Here is a 15,684-nt window from a genome sequence, read left to right as displayed (position 1 = left end):
CGGTTCCTTCGATTCCTAGTTCAACGCATGGAGGCCGGCTCGGCGAGGGGTTCGATCCCCGAGCGGTAGGCGGCGGTGGCGAGCGACTCCGGTCCGAGCGCGTCGCCGGCGAGCTCGGCGACGATCCGACCGGACCCGATGACGAGCACCCGGTCGCACAGATGGGCGAGGTCGTCGTACTCGACGCTGACGATGACGGCAGCCATGCCGTCCGCGGCCGCGTCGGCGAGAAGTCGGAAGATCTCGGCCTTGGCGCCGACATCGACGGCCTGGGTGGGCTCGTGGACGACGAGCACCCGCGGCCGGGTCGACATCCACTTGCCGATGACGACCTTCTGCTGGTTGCCGCCGCTGAGACTGCCGGTGACCGCGTCCGGATCGGCCGGCGAGACGCCGTACTCGTGGACGACGTCGCCGGCGAGCCGGTGCTCGGCGCGGGCGCTCAGGCCGGGCCACCTCCGGAACCGCCGGAGGTGGGGCAGCCCGATGTTGCCCGCGACCGACACCGACGTGGCCAGGCCCCGTCGCTTGCGGTCGGCAGGCACGAGGGCGAGCCCCGCCTGCACCCGGGCCCGGACCGGTGTCGTCGCGACCCGGATCTCCCGACCGGCCAACGTCAGCTCGCCGCCCGCACCGGACCGGGGATCCATGAGGAGGTAGGGCACGTCCTCGAAGCCGGAGCCCGGGAGGCCGGTGATGCCCAGCACCTCCCCCGCCGCGACCGAGAACGAGAGCCCTCGCACCGCCCCGCCGCGCAGGTCGCGCACCTGGAGCACGGACTGCCCCGTCTCGGCGCCCCGCTCGGGGTAGTACGCGTCGATCGCCCTGCCGACGATCTGCTCGACCAGCCGGTCGTGATCGAGCTCGGTCACCGGGGTGTCGGCGACGATCCTGCCGTTGCGGAGGACCGCGACGCGGTCGGCGGTCGCGAGGATCTCCTCGAGCCGGTGGCCGATCAACAGGACGCCGACGTCGCGGCCGCGCGCCAGGGTGCGGACCCAGTCGAGCATCTCGGCGGCGTCGTCGCGGCCCAGCGCGGCGGTCGGCTCGTCGAGGATCAGCGCCCGGAGGTCGGTGTCGCTCGCGGGGTCGGCGGCCCGGGCGATCGCGATCTTGGCCGCGTCGGCCAGCGTGATCGCGCCCGCGTCGTCACGGACGTCGACGTCGATGCCGTGCTCGTCGAGGAAGGCCTGGGCCCGGCGCCGCTCGGCCGGCCAGTCCAGCCGGCCGAGCGAGGCGGTGCCGAGGCGGTCGACCAGGAGGTTCTCCAGGACCGACATCCCGGCCACCATCCGTGACTCCTGGTGAACGAAGCGGACCCCGGCGGCGCGGGCGCGGGCCGGATGGATGTGCCCCTCCACGAGCCGTTCGCCGAAGCGGATCCGCGAGCCGCGGTCGGGCTCGTGGTAGCCGCTGAGGATCTTCACCAGCGTGGACTTGCCGCTGCCGTTGGCCCCGACGAGCGCGGTCACCTCACCGGCGCGGACGTCGAGGTCGACGCCCTGCAGCACCGGGACGCCCGGCACGTACGACTTGCGCACGTCGCGCAGCTCGATGACCGCCCCCATCGGACTCACTGCTCCCAGAGTCCGGCGAACAGGTCGGCGTAGGCGCCGCTGCCGGCGTACCACGAGCCGTCGTCGGCGGCGGCCGCCTCCAGGTCCAGGTCCCCGACGTTGTCCTGGTCGAAGATCCGCACCGGCGCGACGACGTCGGGCAGCGTGTCCTGGCCCGCCATGGCGCGCAGCAGCTGGTCGGCCTCGAGGTGGGCCAGCGCGTCGAGGTCGATGCCGACCATCGCCTTGATCGACGAGCCCTTCGCCAGCTCCTGCAGGAAGGGCAGGTTGCCGTTGACGGTCACGACCTTCACGTCGCTGCGGCCGGCCTGCAGGATCGCCGGGTTGGTGAACTGGGTCATCGGGTCGAAGGCCGGCACGACGTAGGTGAGCTCCGGGTTCTTCACCAGCTCCGAGCTGGTGGTGGTCCCGAGGTCGTTGGCCCAGTTGGCCAGCGTGACGCCCTTGACCGTCAGCGAGCAGTCCGGGCAGGTCTCCTCGATCCGCGCCTCGAACGCCTCCTGCTCCGAGACCGAGCCGACGACGTCCGGCGTCGTGAGGAAGAGGACGTCGGCCTTGCCGCCGGAGTCCTTGACGATCCAGTCCGCGGCCAGCTCGCCGGTGAGGCCGAACGGCTGGCTGGTCTGGCCCGCCAGGCCGTCGGCCAGGTCGGTGGTGGTGACGTCGACCGCGGCTCCGGACAGCACCGGGATGCCCGCCTTCTCGGCAGCGGTCAGCGACTCGGCGTAGGTCGCCGGCTCGGGGCCGTCCACCTGGATCGCGTCGGCGCCCTGCGCGATCCCCTGCTGGATGCAGGCGTTCGCGTCGACCGGGTTGCCCTTGCCGTCGCAGGTGGTGACCTCGACACCGACACTGCCCAGCGCCTCGGTGAGGTTGCGACCGATGCTGGCGAGGAACGGGTTGCCGGCGTACTGCGTCACCCACCACACGGTCTTGCCGCGCAGCGCGCTGACGTCGAAGGCCGGACCGGCGTACGACGCCTCGACCGGGCCGGTGTGCGCGGCGACGTTGTCGGTGACGGCCTGGGGGACGTCCCCGCCGGTGCCGCCGCTCGCGGTGTCGGCGGGCGTGGTGCAGGCGGCGAGCGCCGCGGTCAGGCCGGCGGCGGACAGGGCCGCGGCGACCCTGCCGGCGGTCCGTGGTGCTGAGGACATCGACTTCTCCTTGGAATGGTGAGGTGGGTTGTGGCCCGAGCTCACGGACGCCCCGCAGAGGGGGCGGCCATCGCGGCGATGCGCGAGACGGTGACGGCGACCACGACGGCGGCGCCGTAGAACACGTCGCGGATCCAGGGGTCCATGCCGACCAGCACGAGACCGCTGATCCCCGTCGCGAGGAAGAGGACGGCGACCATGGTGCCGATCGGGTTGGAGGTGCCGGGCTCCACGATCGCGGAGCCGAGGAAGGCCGCGGCGAAGGCGGGCAGCAGCAGGGTCTGCAGCGACGTGGGCTGGAGGCCGCCCGCGATCCCGACCACGAGGATGCCGGCGGCACCCGCCAGGAAGGCCGTGCCGACGAAGCTGAGCACCTTGATCCGGCTGACCGGCAGACCGGAGAGCCGCGCGACCTCGGCGTTCTTGCCGACGAAGACCGCGCCGCGGCCGAAGACGGTGTGGCGGTAGACGAACCACATCGCCACACCGACGCCGATCGCGAGGAAGAAGGCCGTGTTGACCCGCAGCAGCTGGGTGTTCAGGAGGTTGCCGAGGTCGGGCGAGACACCACTGATCGTCAGGGAGTCGCTCAGCCACACCGACAGTCCGACCAGCAAGGTGCCCATGCCGAGCGTGACGATGATGCTCTCGACCCCGATCCTCACCGCGAGGAAGGCGTTGACCAGGCCGACCGCGACCGCGGCGCCGAGACCGGCCAGGACGGCGAGCCAGACGTTGAGTCCCTCGACCGCGTTGAGCTGGGCGGTCACGGTGGCGGCCACCGTCATCGTGCCGGCGATCGAGAGGTCGATCTCGCCGGTGACCAGGGTGGGGACGAGCGCCAGGGCGAGCATGAGGAGCACCGCCTGCGAGCTCAGCAGCGACGTGACATTGGCCGCCGTCGGGAAGGTATCGGGCGCCAGCGCGGCGAAGACGGCGATCTCGACGGCCCAGACAGCGACGATGCCGTAGCGGTAGCCGAGCGAGCGCCATCCGGCGCTGCGGCGCCGCGGGGCGCGGGGGGTGTCCGGTGCCGACGGTGCCTGCGCGGCGGGCTCGGGGCGCACCGGCAGCGTCGTGGACGCACCGAGCGGGGTGCCGTTGTCCATCGAGGTACCTCGTTCCTTCGTGGGCACGCGACGTCATCCGTCCGTGGTGGTGGGCGTCCCGAGAGCAAGCGGCACGGACGTCCGTGGGCGGCCGTGATCGGCCCGGACCAACGGAGTGACGCCCGTCACGCTTGCTCCTCAACTGTGTTGCCTTGCAGAAACCAAGACCAGATACTTCTGGGATGCAGAAGCCTGAGAAGTCGCGAGAAGTGCCGGCCTACATGGTCTCCTCGGTCGACCGCGCCCTGCGGCTGATCCAGATGCTGCGCGACCACGGCGAGCTGCGGCTGCGCACGGCGGCCCGCGACCTCGGCGTCGCCGAGTCCACCGTCCACCGGCTGATGTCGATGCTCGTCTTCCACGGCTTCGCGGTGCAGGACGAGTCCAAGGCCTACCGGCCCGGCCTCGCGCTGGGTGTCGGCCCGGTCGGCCTGTCCTGGACCCGGCAGCTGCGCGACGTCTCCGTTCCGCACCTCGAGCTGATGTCGAACCGCACAGGCGAGACGGCGAACCTCGTCGTCCGGGTCGGGACCAAGATCCACTTCCTGTGGAGCCAGGAGGGCAACCGCACGCTGCGGATCGTGTCGCGCATGGGTGCGGTGCTGCCGGCCAGCACCTCGGCCGGCGGCAAGGCGCTGCTCGCCGACCTGGCGGACGACACCCTGCGCAGGCTCTATCAGAGCGAGGGTGCCGACGCGATGGGCGACGCCCTCGGCGACCGCGATCTCGCCGCGCTGCTCCGAGAGCTCCGGGCCTGCCGGCGCAACGGCTTCGCGACCACCAACCAGAAGACCGAGAAGGGGGTCAGCGCGATCGCCGTACCCCTGCGCGACGCGACCGGCCGCGCGATCGCCTCCATGTCGGTGTCGGCCCCGTCGGCGCGCTTCACCGAGCTGCTCGCGCCGGAGTCGATCCAGCTGATCATGGCCAGCCAGCACGACCTGCAGGTGGACATCGCCGCCCTCGGGCTCTGACCCTCGCGGCGCCGGCGCCGGCCACCGCCTCACACCATGATGTTGATGACCTTCTCCTCGGTATAGGAGAGCAGCTCCTCCAGGCACTCCTCCTTGCCGCCCACGCCCGACGCCTTGACGCCGCCGTAGGGGACGTTGAGGAAGTGCTGGGACGAGCCGTTCACCCAGACGAATCCGGCCTCCAGCGCCCGGGCGACGCGCACCGCCCGGTCGAGGTCCTTGGTCCAGACGCTGCCGGTGAGGCCGTACTCGACACTGTTGGCGATCGCGACCGCCTCGTCCTCGGTGTCGAAGGGGATCACCGAGAGCAGCGGGCCGAAGACCTCCTCGCGGGCGATCCGGGATCCAGGGGCGACGTCGACCAGCACTGTCGGCGCCACGAAGAGCGAGTCGGCGAACTCCTCGCCGGCGGGGCGACCCCCACCGGTCCGAACCACCGCCCCCTCCTCGCGCGCCACGTCGAGGTAGGCCATCGACTTGTCGAACTGGGCGCGGTTGATCATCGTGCCCTGCTCCGAGCCCTCCGTGAGCGGATCGGCGACGGTGCGCGCCTCCACCAGCGCGACGACCCGGTCGACGAGCCGGTCGTGCAGCGAGCGGTGCACGAGCAGCCGGGAGTTGGAGCCGCAGGACTGCCCCGACCAGGTGAAGTTCATGCCGGCGACCGCCCCGGCCGCCGCCTTCTCCAGGTCGGCGTCCTCGAAGACGACCATCGCGTTCTTGCCGCCGAGCTCGAGGGTCACCTGCTTGACGCCGCTCTCGGCCGCGGCGCGCTGGATCGCGCGACCGGTCGGCTCGGAGCCGATGAAGCCGATCCGGCGTACCGCCGGGTGCCGCACGATCCGGTCGGGCACCTCCGGCCCGTCGCCGACGACGACGTTGACGACCCCCGGAGGGAACACCTGGTCGGCCAGCTCGGCCAGGCGCAGCGTCGAGAGCGGTGCGGCCTCCGGTGGCTTGACCACGACCGGGTTGCCGGCCACGAGCGGGGCCGCCATCCGGCAGGCGAACATCAGCGGGTGGTTGTAGGGGAAGATCTTCGCGACCACGCCGACCGGCTCGCGCACCGTCAGGTGGAGGTTCGCGCTCGCCGGGATGGTCGCCCCCTTCATCTCCAGCGCGAATCCGGCATACATCCGCATCTGTCCGAGGGCGATCTCGACGTCGAAGCGCGCGTTCGAGATCGGTGAGCCGGCGTCGACGGTGTCGAGCAGCGCCAGCTCCTCGCCGTGCTCCTCGACCAGATCGGCGAACTGCCGGACCAGCTCGGCCCGGCGCAGCGCCGTCGTCGCCCGCCACCCCGGCAGTGCCGCCGCGGCCGCCTCGACCGCGCGGTCGACATCGGCCGGCGCGGCATCGGGCACCTCCGCGATGACCTCCTGGGTGAACGGATCGCTCACCGAGAAGGTCGCCCCCGCCGTGGCCGGAACCAGCGCGCCGCCGATCAGGAGCCGCCAGTCGCGCCCGACCAGCGCGGCGATCTCAGCCGAGCGAGCACGGGGCGCACGGACTTCGGGGACGGACATAGCTCGGTTCATCTCTTCCTCCACAAGCAGAGCCGCGGGCCGGACGCCCGGTGCCGTCCTACCTTCGCGCAGGACAGAATCTGACCGGGAGTACTTTCCCCACCGCAGAAGTCGGGTCAGCCGACGCCAGCCACGTCCGCCGCGGCCGAGAGCGGCATGAGCGGGTACATCGCCGGCTCGTCCTCGGGAACCAAGGCGGTCGGGCCATAGATCCAGTCGGTGTAGGCGTAGTCGTGGATGTCACGGGCCTTGAGCAGGACGTTGCGCTGGAGCCGAGGCGTCCCATCGAGGTGCCACAGCTCCCCCCACGCCCGGGCCGTGGCGAGGACCCGCCGGCAGTGCTCGGGACGCACCGCCTCGTACGCCGCGAGGACGGCGCCCCACTCGACGCTCCCGTCCGCAGCGCGATGGCGGCCGACGTGCTCGGCCAGCACCCAGCCATCCTCGATCGCCATGATCGCGCCCTGTGCCATGTACTGCAGCGGCGGGTGCGCGGCGTCGCCGAGCAGTGCGATCCGGCCGTGCACCCAATTCATGATCGGGTCGCGGTCGTACATGCGCCACCACTTGTCCCGCCACATGTGGGGGACACCGTCGCGGACGGCGTCGCAGGTGGCTGCGAAGGCGGCGTCGAGCTCGTCGGGCGTGCCCCAGTCCTCGTCGCCGGCCAGGGCCTTGGGCGACTCGAAGACGGCGACCTGGTTGAGCAGCTCGCCGCCGCGCAGGCCGTAGTGGACGAAGTGACAGCCCGGGCCGACGTACACGACCACCTCGGAGAGGTCGATCGCCCGCTGGGCCGTCTCCGCGACCGGGACCGTGCCGCGATAGGCGACGTAGGCCGACGAGACCGGCTCGTCGTCCACCAGGAGCCTTCGGGCCACGGAGTGCAGGCCGTCGGCCGCGATCACGACGCCGGCCTCGTGGACGCCGCCGTTCGCTAGCATCACACGGGCTCCCGCATCCGTGTTCTCGTACGACGTCGCGTGGGCCTCCGTGACCAGCTCGACCCCGACCCGCTGGCAGGCCCGCAGGAGCAGGGCGTGCAGATCGCTGCGGTGGATGACCAGGTAGGGGAAGCCGTAGCGCCGCTCCAGGTCGACGAGATCGAGACGCGTCAGCTCGGTCGCGTCGACCGCGTCGCGCATGACCATGGCCGTCGGCACCACCCCGAGCTCCTTGGCCTCGTCGAGCAGACCGTAGTCGCCGAGGATCCGCGTGCAGTTGGGCGCCAGCTGGATGCCCGCGCCGACCTCGCCGAAGGAGGGGGCCTGCTCGAGGACGCGGACCGCGAGGCCGCGCCGGGTCAGCGCGAAGGCGGTGCTGAGGCCGCCGATTCCGCCGCCGACGATGATGACGTCCGGGGTCGATGTCGTGCTCATGGGGGTTCCTCCCGCGGTCAGAGCCACGGACCGAGGTCCGGGACGTCGGTCAGGGTGTGCGGACGGCCGGCCGGTCCGGGAATCGCCGCCAACCGCACGGGGGTGTCCATCGAAGTCATGCGGCAACGGTCGCTGACAGCACAGGGGCGGGACAGGGAATTCTGAGGGGCAGAAGGCGGAGCGACGTGGAGACTTGCCAGGGACCCTCGCCCGCTACGTCACCGGTGTCGGCGTGCCGGTCGACGGAGGCGTCCTCCTTCTCTGAGCAGGGCAGTCGATCGGTCCGGCGCGGCCTCACCCGGTGGTCACGGCGCGGGCGGACCCACCCGCCAGCGCCTGGTCCGGCTGCGGTGCCGGCCCAGGTGCGCGATCGCCTCCGCCTGGGTCCACCCCCGATCGGGCAGGCTGCGGACCTCGACCTCGACGTCGAGCTCCCCTGCGAAGGGGAATGGGTCGACCTCGATCCTGCCGGGCGCCGCCACCCGCGCCACCAGGGCGAGGCGGGGGCCACCGGGACGGGCGCCGACCACGGGCAGCCGGACCGTCTCCGAGCGGTGGTCGAGGCCGGACATCTGCGGCCCCCAGGGCACCACCGGCTCCGGGGACGCGGGCTCATCCGGCACGACGCACAAGAAGAGCGACAGCAGGTCCCAGAGCTGCAGCAGCTCGTAGTGATGCCACAGCCGGGTCTCGAACACCGCCCGAGGCTCGGTCTCGGTCCAGACCTCTTCCCGCACCTCGATCCACCGCTCCTCCTCGGCGCGGACGACCTGCTCCTGGAGCCGCCGGTCCGCGTCGCTGCGGGCCAGGCGCGACCCGGCGCCCGGGCGCTGCCAACGCCCGCGGTAGATGCCCGACCAGTGCATGCCGACGAGCAGGCCGGCGTACGCGTCGAGCATCGACACCCGCTCCACGCCCGAGCGGTAGAGCGGGACGTGCGACTCGACGTCGATGTCCAGGAAGTGCATCGGACGCTTCTCGAGCTCGTCGAAGAGGAGCGCGCCGTCGACCGCGCGCCAACCCTCGTCGTGCCGCGCCGCGGCGAGCGCCACGGCGGGCGCGGGCGTGGGCGCGGCGAATCTCTCGTTCCCCCACGCCTCGGCGAGGACGCCGGCGACCCGGCCGTGCTCGACCTGGTCGATCAGCTCGAGTACGCCGGGCCGGCGGTTGACGATCATCCGCCGGCACCTCGGGTCACGGCGTCGCCCCCGGCATCGGCCGCGGCGACGATCTCGCGGGCGCGGCGCACGGTGGCCGGATCGACGAGGTGGCCGTCGGCTCCGGCGAAGGCGGACAGGCCCGCCGTCTCGGACGCGTCGAACGACGCCACCAGCGTCCGCGCCCGGTCGATCTCGGCCGGGGTCGGCAGGAACTCGGCGTTGATCGTGTCCACCTGGGCGGGGTGGATGGCCGTGCGGCCGCGGAAGCCCTGGCGGTACTGCTGCCGGCAGGTGGTCACCAGGCCCTCATGGTCGTCGAGCACGGTGTGCACCGGCCCGATCGGCCGCTCGAGACCGGCGACCGCGGAGGCCACCACCAGTCGGCTCCGGATCGGAGCCAGCTCCGCACGGTCCGGGCCGGGGACCAGGCCCAGCTCGGCGGCGAGATCGGCCTCGCCGACCGAGAGGCGACGGACCCGGGGCATCGCCGCCACGGCCGCGACCTGATCCACGCCGTGCGCCGTCTCGAGCAGGCCGACGACGCCGATCCCGCCGGCGGCCAGGGAGCGCTCCGCCTCCAGCCGGTCCAGTCGGGCCGCGACGGACGCCAGCAGCTCCGGCTCCGCCTTGGGGACCAGCACCGTGTGCAGGGCCGCGCCGACGACGGCGACGAGGTCGTCATCGACGCTCGACGCGTTGATCCGGACCCACAGCTCCGGTCCGTCCGACGCGGCCGGGTCCTCCGCCTCAGCTGCACGAAGCACCTCACCGACGGCCGTGCGCGCCGCATCCTTGTTGACCGCGGCGACAGCATCCTCGAGGTCGAGGATCAGCGCGTCGGCCGCCGTCCGGCCGGCCTTGGCGACCCACTCGGGGCGGTCGCCGGGCACATAGAGCAGGCTCCGCGCCGGAGCGCGGGAGGTCACCACCATCAGCGCGCGGTCGGCCGGCTGAGGTACCGGCCCCGCGGCTCGCCGACGACCTTGCCGTCGTGGAGCACCCGGACGCCGCGCAGGAAGGTGTCGGTGACCTGGGCGGTCAGCTCGAATCCCTCGAACGGCGTGTACTCCTGGGTCGACTCGCTGTCGCTGGCCCGCACGGTCCACGGCCGCGCCGGGTCGACCAGCACGAGGTCCGCGTCGAGGCCGACCTCGACCGCGCCCTTGGTGCGCAGACCGAACCGGCGCGCCGGGTTCCAGGCGGTCAGCCGGGCGACCTCGCCCAACGGCAGGCCGCGGGCGACACCTTCGCTCACCATGCCGGCAAGGAGATACTCGGCACCGCCGAAGCCTGACTTCGCGACGAAGACGTCGTCCCGTGGCTCGCCGAACTTCAGCTCGTCGCGGCAGCAGGCGTGGTCGCTGACGACCCAGTCGACCTCTCCCGCGAGCACGTGGCGCCACAGCGCCTCCACGTCGTCCCGCGGCCGGATCGGCGGGTTCACCTTGGCGCCCAGACCGCTGGCCGTGTCGATGTCGGCGAGGAGATGGCCCACCGTCACCTCGCGCCGGAAGTCCACCTCGGGGAAGGTCGCGGCCATCCGCAGTGCGGCGTCCATCGCCTTCGCCGACGATAGATGCAGCAGATTGATGGTCGGCAGGTCGGTCTCGTGAGCGAGATAGGAGGCGATGGTCACGGCCAGACCCTCGGAGTGCTGCGGCCGCGAGGCGCTGTAGGCGGCGAGCCCGGTGAGCGCCCCCTCCTCCTCGACCAGCTTCGTGTACGCCGTCATGATCTCCGCCGTCTCGCAGTGCAGCGAGAGCGAGATCTCGTCAGCGAGATCCGGGTGGTCGGCACGCGCCTTCTGGACCGCCCGCATCACGAACTCGAAGTGGGCCAGGTCGTAGCGCTCGTCCTCGGGGATCATCAGGAAGTCACTCTGGCTGCTGGACCGCCCGTGCAGGCCGTGGCTGCCGTAGAACATGAAGATCTTGAACGAGGTCACGCCGTGCTCACCGACGAGCGAGGAGATCTCCCCCAGATGCTCCTTGCTCATGGGCGCCAGGTGGAAGGCGTAGTCGACGTAGGCCCTGCCCTCGGACGCGGCCAGCACCTGCGGGAAGAACTCGGCGTAGGAGCCGCCGCGGTTCAGGTAGTACTGGCCGGTGCGCATGTAGTTCAACGCCGTGGTCACGCCTCCCTGCGCGCACGCGCGGCTCTCCGTCTCGGTGTCGATGGCGAGCTCGTTGTAGATGCCCCAGTGCTGGTGGGCGTCCACCACGCCGGGGAAGAGCAGCCGGCCCTCCCCGTCGACGACCTCGCGAGCGCCGACGGTGTCGAGGCCGGGGCCGACGGCCGTGATCACGCCGTCCGTGACGGCGACATCCCAGGCCTGGGGCTCGGCGTGGTCGTGGTGGACGACGTGGACTCCGGTGAGGATCAGGTCGGGCGAGGACATGGTGCTGCCTTTCGTTGAGGGGACTAGCGGAGGGGGGCGGCCGCCGGCACCGCCGCGGCGACGGCGGCCATCAGCGGTCGCACCCGCTGCGTGCCGTCGAGGGAGAGGGCGAGGTCCTGGATGCGGTCGATGTCGGCGTCGGACAGCAGGTCGCGGCAGTTCTCCCGGAACTTCCACGCGAGCTGCTCGTCGGTCAGCGGCCGCTGGGGTCCGCCGAGATTCGCGAGGACCTTCTCGACGTGGGTCTCGCCCGCCGTGGTCGTCAGCCGTACGACGGCCGGGAACTGGTGCGGGAAGATCGCATCGCACTCGGGGTCGGCCACGACACTGACCCTCGCCATCAGGTCCCTGCGGAGCGGGTCGTGGGCCAGCGCGTCGGTGAAGTCGGCCAGGCCGAGCCCGAGGCCGCGTCCCTCGCTGAGCAGGCCGGCCACGACGACGTACGGGCCGCTGAACTGGGCCTGGTAGCCGGTCTCCGGTGCCTGCTTGACGGCGAGCGGCTCGCCGATCGTGCGGACCACCGCGGTGGGTACGCCGAGCTCGATCGCGGCGATCTCGTCGGGCCGGATGCCCCGCGCGGCGAACCTCATCCCGGCATCGGCACCGGTGTGCGTGAAGTGGTTGGCCGGGTAGGGCTTGAAGAAGATGCCCGGCACCGCCCAGGTGCTGCCGAGGCCGTCGGTGACGGCGGCGTGGTCGGCCTCGCCCCGCAGGAACGCCTCGAAGAAGCCGAAGCGTCCCTCGAGCACGCTCGGCGGGCCGGAGATGCCTCGGCGCACGAGCTCCGCCGCCATCACCGCCGAGTGCGCGGCCCAGCCGCAGTGCATCCGCTTGACGGTGCCGCCCGTGCGGTTGGCCTCGATGATCCCGGCCGCCATCGACGCGGTGACGCCGAGAACGTCGGTCAGCTGACGCTCGGGAAGCTCCAGCAGCATGCCGGCCGCGACGGCGGCACCCATGGCGCCGCAGATCGAGGTGGCGTGCTGCCCATGCTCGAAGAAGACCGAGTTGCCGAGCGTGAGGTCGTAGCCCGCCATGCCGAGGCGGCAGGCGACCTCGAGCCCGGCGGCCGCCGCATCGAGCAGCGCGTCGGCCGAGGAGTCGACCAGCTCCGCGACCGCGAGGGCGGTCGGCACCACCGCGGCGCTCGGGTGCAGCACCGACGGCAGGTGCGTGTCGTCGAAGTCGAGGGAGTGGGCCAGCACCCCGTTGACCAGGGCCGCCTGCGCCGCGGGCACACGGGTCGCGACGCCGAGAGCGGACGCCTGGGGCGCACCGCCCTGGGTCGCGACGAGGTCGATCACTGCCCGACTGGTCTCGAGCCGCTGTGCCGCCACACACAGTCCGAGGATGTCGAGCACCCGCTGCCGGGTGCTCGACCGGACCTCGTCGGGCGCCCCCTTGAGGCGTACGGCGTCCGCGAAGGAGGCGAGCTGCTGCGCGAGTGTTGCCGGCTCAGGCACGGGCGACCACCGCCAGGGGACGCACCGGCGAGCCGGTGGCGCCCACGAACGCGAGCGGGGACAGGACGAAGGTGAACTCGTGGGCCCGGGCCGCCGCGACCGCGTCCAGGTCCAGCGCCTCGATGATGTAGATGCCGCTCTCGACCAGCAGCACGCGGTGCGCGGGCAGCGATCCGTGGCCGGCGCCCGGGGCGAGCTGCTCGAAGGCGATGGTGTCCGCGCCGACGGCGTGCACCCGCCGCTCGGCGAGCCATCGGGCGCCGGCCTCACCGACCCCGGGCACACCGGTGGTCCCGCCGCGGTACACCGCCGGATCCGGATCGTCGAAGTGCCGTCCCCAGCCGCTGCGGATCAGCACCACGTCGTCCTCGCCGACCGCGGTGCCCTGGCGGGCGATGGTCGTCTCGAGGTCCGCGGCGGTGATCTCGTAGCCCGCCGCGCAGCCGCCGTCGAGCCCGAGCGCCGCCGGCACGTCGAGGAGCACGCCCCGCCGGACCATCGGCTTGATCGTGTGCACGCCGTGCTCGAGGAATCGGCCACCGACTCCCGCCTCACGCGCGTCGATGCCCCCGTGGAGCAGCCCGTCCTGGGACACATGAGCGAGCGCGTCGATGTGGGTGCCGACATGGGTGCCCATCGAGATGAAGTCGTTGGCGGCGGAGCCGCCGTCGCTGCGCACCATGTCGCCGTGCCGGCGCGGGAGGGAGTGCCAGTACGGCGGGTGGTTGGCCGACTGGGACATGCCGACGGTGAACGGCCGACCGAGGTCGTGGATCTCGACCCCCTGGCGCACTGCGGCGAGCAGTGGGTCGGTCGTCGTGGCAGTCGTGGTCATGGCGGGTTCCCCGTTCATCTCAAGGTTTCGTGGTGGTGCCGTGGTGCGCCTCGCGCGGGCGGACGGGCCGGTCAGGCGATCACCTGCCGCCGTCGTAGGTCGTCGAGTTCCGCGGCCTCGACGCCGACCTCGGCGAGCACGTCGTCGGTGTCGGCACCGAGGTCGCGGCCGAGGAAGCGGATGGCTCCCGGCGTGCGGGACATGCCCCAGAGGAGGCCGTGCACGGCCAGCGGGCCGAGCCGCTCGTCGTCGACGTAGGTGATCATCCCGGTCGCGCGCACGTGCTCGTCCTCGACGATGTCCCGCGCGTCGTAGACCGGGGCGACCGCCGCACCGGCCTCGCCGAACGCGGTGACGACGTCGGCCCGGGTGCGCTGTCCGATCCAGTCGCCGACGTACTCGTCGAGCAGGTCGGCGTGCTGGGCCCGCTCGCGGCCGCTCGCGAACCACGGCTCGTCGACCACCTCCGGGTGACCGACGAGGCGCAGCACCCGTTCGGCGATGGCCTGGGCGCTGGTCGAGATCGCGACCCAGTGGCCGTCCTTGGTCCGGTAGGTGTTGCGCGGGCTGTTGTTGGTGGACCGGTTGCCCTGGCGCATCCCGACCACGCCGGTCTGCTGGTAGGCGGTCGGGCCCGGCCCGACCGCCGTCATGATCGGCGCCAGCAGGCTCAGGTCGATCACCTGGCCCTGGCCGGTGCGCTCCCGGGCGTAGAGCGCCATGGCGATCGCCGAGGACGCCGTCACGCCGGCGATGCTGTCCGCCAGGCCGAACGCGGGGAGCGTCGGCGGACCGTCGGGGTCGCCGGTCAGGTGCGCGAACCCGCTCATGGCCTCGGCCAGGGTGCCGAAGCCCGCCCGGGCTGCGTACGGACCGCTCTGGCCGAAGCCGGTCACTCGCACCACGATCAGCCGGGGGTTGTCCTCGAGCAGCGAGGCGGGGTCGAGACCCCAGCGCTCCAGGGTGCCGGGGCGGAAGTTCTCGACGAGGACATCGGCCTCCCGCGCCAGGCGGCGCAACAGCACGGCCCCGTCGGGCTTCCCGAGGTCGATGGCGATGCCGCGCTTGTTGCGGGAGATCTCCTTCCACCACAACGGCTCGCCGTCCTTGACGGGACCGTGCCCGCGCATGCTGTCACCGAGCCGCGGGTGCTCGACCTTGATCACGTCGGCGCCGTAGTCGCCGAGGATCTGACAGGCGAGTGGGCCGGCGAGGATGGTGGACACGTCGAGCACCCGTACGCCGGCCAGGGGGCCTGGATGCGCGGCCACGGCCGCTGCGGAGGCCGGGGCTCCCATCAGGCCTCCTCGGAGGGCGCGTAGCCCAGCTCGGAGCTGATCTCGGCGGCGGTCTTCATCACCAGGCGGGCGTTGCGCTCCCGGACGTCGGCGGTGAACCGATCCCGGGGACCGCACAGGGAGATCGAGCCGAAGACCTCGCCACTGGCCCGGTGGACGGGCGCCGCGACGCTGCCCGCGCCGGCCTGCCGCTCGCCCATGCTGACGGCGTAGCCCTGCTCGCGGACCTGGGCCAGCTCGGCGCGGAGCTCGTCCTCGGTGGTGATGGTGTGCGTCGTGACCCGCTCCAGCGCGGAGTCCTCGAGGTACTGGTCGATCTCGCTCGCGGGCAGGTGGGCGAGGATCACCTTGGACGACGATCCGGCGTGCAGTGGATGGCTGGTGCCGAGCGAGATCGACATCCGGATCTCGTGGGGGGACAGCACCTGGTCGACGTACACCCGGGACCAGGCGTTGCGCACCGACAGCGTCGCGGTCTCCCCCGTCGCCGCGACCAGGCGGTCCAGGTGGGGCCGCGCGACCTTCGGGACGTCGAGGTCGCGCAGCGCCGCCAGACCGAGGGTGAGGCTGCCCGGACCGAGCCGGTACTGCTTGGTGGTGTCGTCGAAGACCAGGAAGGTCGCGGCCGTGAACTCCTTGAGGATCCGATGGGCGACGGCCTTCGGCAGGTCGAGCTCACGGGCCACGGTGGACACCCCGATCGTCTCGGGCGCGCGGGCGGCTACCAGGTTGATGACGCCGAGGGCGCGCAGCAGACCCGACTTGGGGTCGACAGGAGTGGTCATCCGAGGAGTTTCCTTCGTTCAGGTCC

The 15,684-nt window shown here is 72.3% G+C and carries 13 protein-coding genes; 1 reads left to right on the top strand and 12 read right to left on the bottom strand.

Annotated elements, in window-relative coordinates; genetic code table 11:
- Positions 1–20 precede the first annotated feature (20 nt).
- The 3 genes from KVF89_RS14650 to KVF89_RS14640 are packed head-to-tail and all read right to left on the bottom strand — an operon-like array spanning position 21 to position 3,867.
- Complete coding sequence (locus KVF89_RS14650; protein ID WP_257427611.1) at positions 21–1,568, bottom strand: sugar ABC transporter ATP-binding protein; 1,548 nt, start codon at positions 1,566–1,568, stop codon at positions 21–23.
- A 5-nt stretch (positions 1,569–1,573) separates the two neighbouring features.
- A complete protein-coding gene (locus tag KVF89_RS14645) occupies positions 1,574–2,731 on the bottom strand; it encodes a sugar ABC transporter substrate-binding protein (RefSeq protein WP_257426544.1) in 1,158 nt (385 codons plus the stop codon).
- Between the two features lie 41 nt (positions 2,732–2,772).
- Positions 2,773–3,867, bottom strand: a complete 1,095-nt coding sequence (locus KVF89_RS14640) for an ABC transporter permease (protein ID WP_257426543.1) — start codon at positions 3,865–3,867, stop codon at positions 2,773–2,775.
- A gap of 155 nt (positions 3,868–4,022) precedes the next feature.
- Here KVF89_RS14640 and KVF89_RS14635 point away from each other — a divergent pair, with 155 nt between their 5' ends.
- Complete coding sequence (locus KVF89_RS14635) at positions 4,023–4,814, top strand: IclR family transcriptional regulator (RefSeq protein WP_257426541.1); 792 nt, start codon at positions 4,023–4,025, stop codon at positions 4,812–4,814.
- A 29-nt stretch (positions 4,815–4,843) separates the two neighbouring features.
- On the opposite strand, the gene KVF89_RS14630 is transcribed toward KVF89_RS14635, so the two are convergent.
- The 9 genes from KVF89_RS14630 to KVF89_RS14590 form a co-directional block, all read right to left on the bottom strand.
- A complete protein-coding gene (locus KVF89_RS14630; protein ID WP_257426539.1) occupies positions 4,844–6,340 on the bottom strand; it encodes an aldehyde dehydrogenase family protein in 1,497 nt (498 codons plus the stop codon).
- Between the two features lie 116 nt (positions 6,341–6,456).
- The gene (locus KVF89_RS14625; RefSeq protein ID WP_257426537.1) at positions 6,457–7,719 is read right to left on the bottom strand and encodes an FAD-dependent oxidoreductase; all 1,263 of its coding nucleotides are present in this window, start codon (positions 7,717–7,719) and stop codon (positions 6,457–6,459) included.
- Between the two features lie 305 nt (positions 7,720–8,024).
- Positions 8,025–8,897 (bottom strand): DUF3891 family protein, encoded by an 873-nt coding sequence (locus KVF89_RS14620; RefSeq protein ID WP_257426536.1) that lies wholly within the window; start codon positions 8,895–8,897, stop codon positions 8,025–8,027.
- Positions 8,894–9,811, bottom strand: a complete 918-nt coding sequence (locus tag KVF89_RS14615; RefSeq protein ID WP_257426534.1) for an HpcH/HpaI aldolase/citrate lyase family protein — start codon at positions 9,809–9,811, stop codon at positions 8,894–8,896. The genes KVF89_RS14620 and KVF89_RS14615 overlap by 4 nt, the downstream gene beginning before the upstream one ends.
- On the bottom strand, positions 9,811–11,277 hold the full coding sequence (locus KVF89_RS14610; RefSeq protein WP_257426532.1) for a dihydroorotase: 1,467 nt from the start codon (positions 11,275–11,277) through the stop codon (positions 9,811–9,813). Before KVF89_RS14610 ends, KVF89_RS14615 begins: the two co-directional genes overlap by 1 nt.
- Positions 11,278–11,300: 23 nt before the next feature.
- Positions 11,301–12,740 (bottom strand): MmgE/PrpD family protein, encoded by a 1,440-nt coding sequence (locus KVF89_RS30420; protein ID WP_257426531.1) that lies wholly within the window; start codon positions 12,738–12,740, stop codon positions 11,301–11,303.
- A complete protein-coding gene (locus KVF89_RS14600) occupies positions 12,733–13,575 on the bottom strand; it encodes a cyclase family protein (protein WP_257426529.1) in 843 nt (280 codons plus the stop codon). Before KVF89_RS14600 ends, KVF89_RS30420 begins: the two co-directional genes overlap by 8 nt.
- A 71-nt stretch (positions 13,576–13,646) precedes the next feature.
- Positions 13,647–14,873, bottom strand: a complete 1,227-nt coding sequence (locus KVF89_RS14595) for a CaiB/BaiF CoA transferase family protein (RefSeq protein WP_257426528.1) — start codon at positions 14,871–14,873, stop codon at positions 13,647–13,649.
- Positions 14,873–15,658 carry an IclR family transcriptional regulator gene (locus KVF89_RS14590; protein WP_257426526.1) on the bottom strand — a complete coding sequence of 262 codons (786 nt, stop codon included), beginning with the start codon at positions 15,656–15,658 and terminating at the stop codon, positions 14,873–14,875. Before KVF89_RS14590 ends, KVF89_RS14595 begins: the two co-directional genes overlap by 1 nt.
- Between the last annotated feature and the right edge of the window lie 26 nt (positions 15,659–15,684).

Origin of the sequence: Nocardioides carbamazepini (genome assembly GCF_024614185.1) — a bacterium.
GTDB classification, from domain to species: Bacteria; Actinomycetota; Actinomycetes; order Propionibacteriales; family Nocardioidaceae; genus Nocardioides; species Nocardioides carbamazepini.
This window is presented reverse-complemented; position numbering and strand designations above follow the sequence as displayed.

Bases quoted from the DNA above. Each gene is read 5' to 3' on its own strand.
- KVF89_RS14630 (WP_257426539.1), bottom strand. From the start codon at position 6,340: ATGTCCGTCCCCGAAGTCCGTGCGCCCCGTGCTCGCTCGGCTGAGATC.
- KVF89_RS14620 (WP_257426536.1), bottom strand. From the start codon at position 8,897: ATGATCGTCAACCGCCGGCCCGGCGTACTCGAGCTGATCGACCAGGTC.
- KVF89_RS14610 (WP_257426532.1), bottom strand. From the start codon at position 11,277: ATGTCCTCGCCCGACCTGATCCTCACCGGAGTCCACGTCGTCCACCAC.
- KVF89_RS14625 (WP_257426537.1), bottom strand. From the start codon at position 7,719: ATGAGCACGACATCGACCCCGGACGTCATCATCGTCGGCGGCGGAATC.
- KVF89_RS14595 (WP_257426528.1), bottom strand. From the start codon at position 14,873: ATGGGAGCCCCGGCCTCCGCAGCGGCCGTGGCCGCGCATCCAGGCCCC.
- KVF89_RS14635 (WP_257426541.1), top strand. From the start codon at position 4,023: ATGCAGAAGCCTGAGAAGTCGCGAGAAGTGCCGGCCTACATGGTCTCC.
- KVF89_RS14615 (WP_257426534.1), bottom strand. From the start codon at position 9,811: ATGGTGGTGACCTCCCGCGCTCCGGCGCGGAGCCTGCTCTATGTGCCC.
- KVF89_RS14650 (WP_257427611.1), bottom strand. From the start codon at position 1,568: ATGGGGGCGGTCATCGAGCTGCGCGACGTGCGCAAGTCGTACGTGCCG.
- KVF89_RS14590 (WP_257426526.1), bottom strand. From the start codon at position 15,658: ATGACCACTCCTGTCGACCCCAAGTCGGGTCTGCTGCGCGCCCTCGGC.
- KVF89_RS14645 (WP_257426544.1), bottom strand. From the start codon at position 2,731: ATGTCCTCAGCACCACGGACCGCCGGCAGGGTCGCCGCGGCCCTGTCC.
- KVF89_RS14600 (WP_257426529.1), bottom strand. From the start codon at position 13,575: ATGACCACGACTGCCACGACGACCGACCCACTGCTCGCCGCAGTGCGC.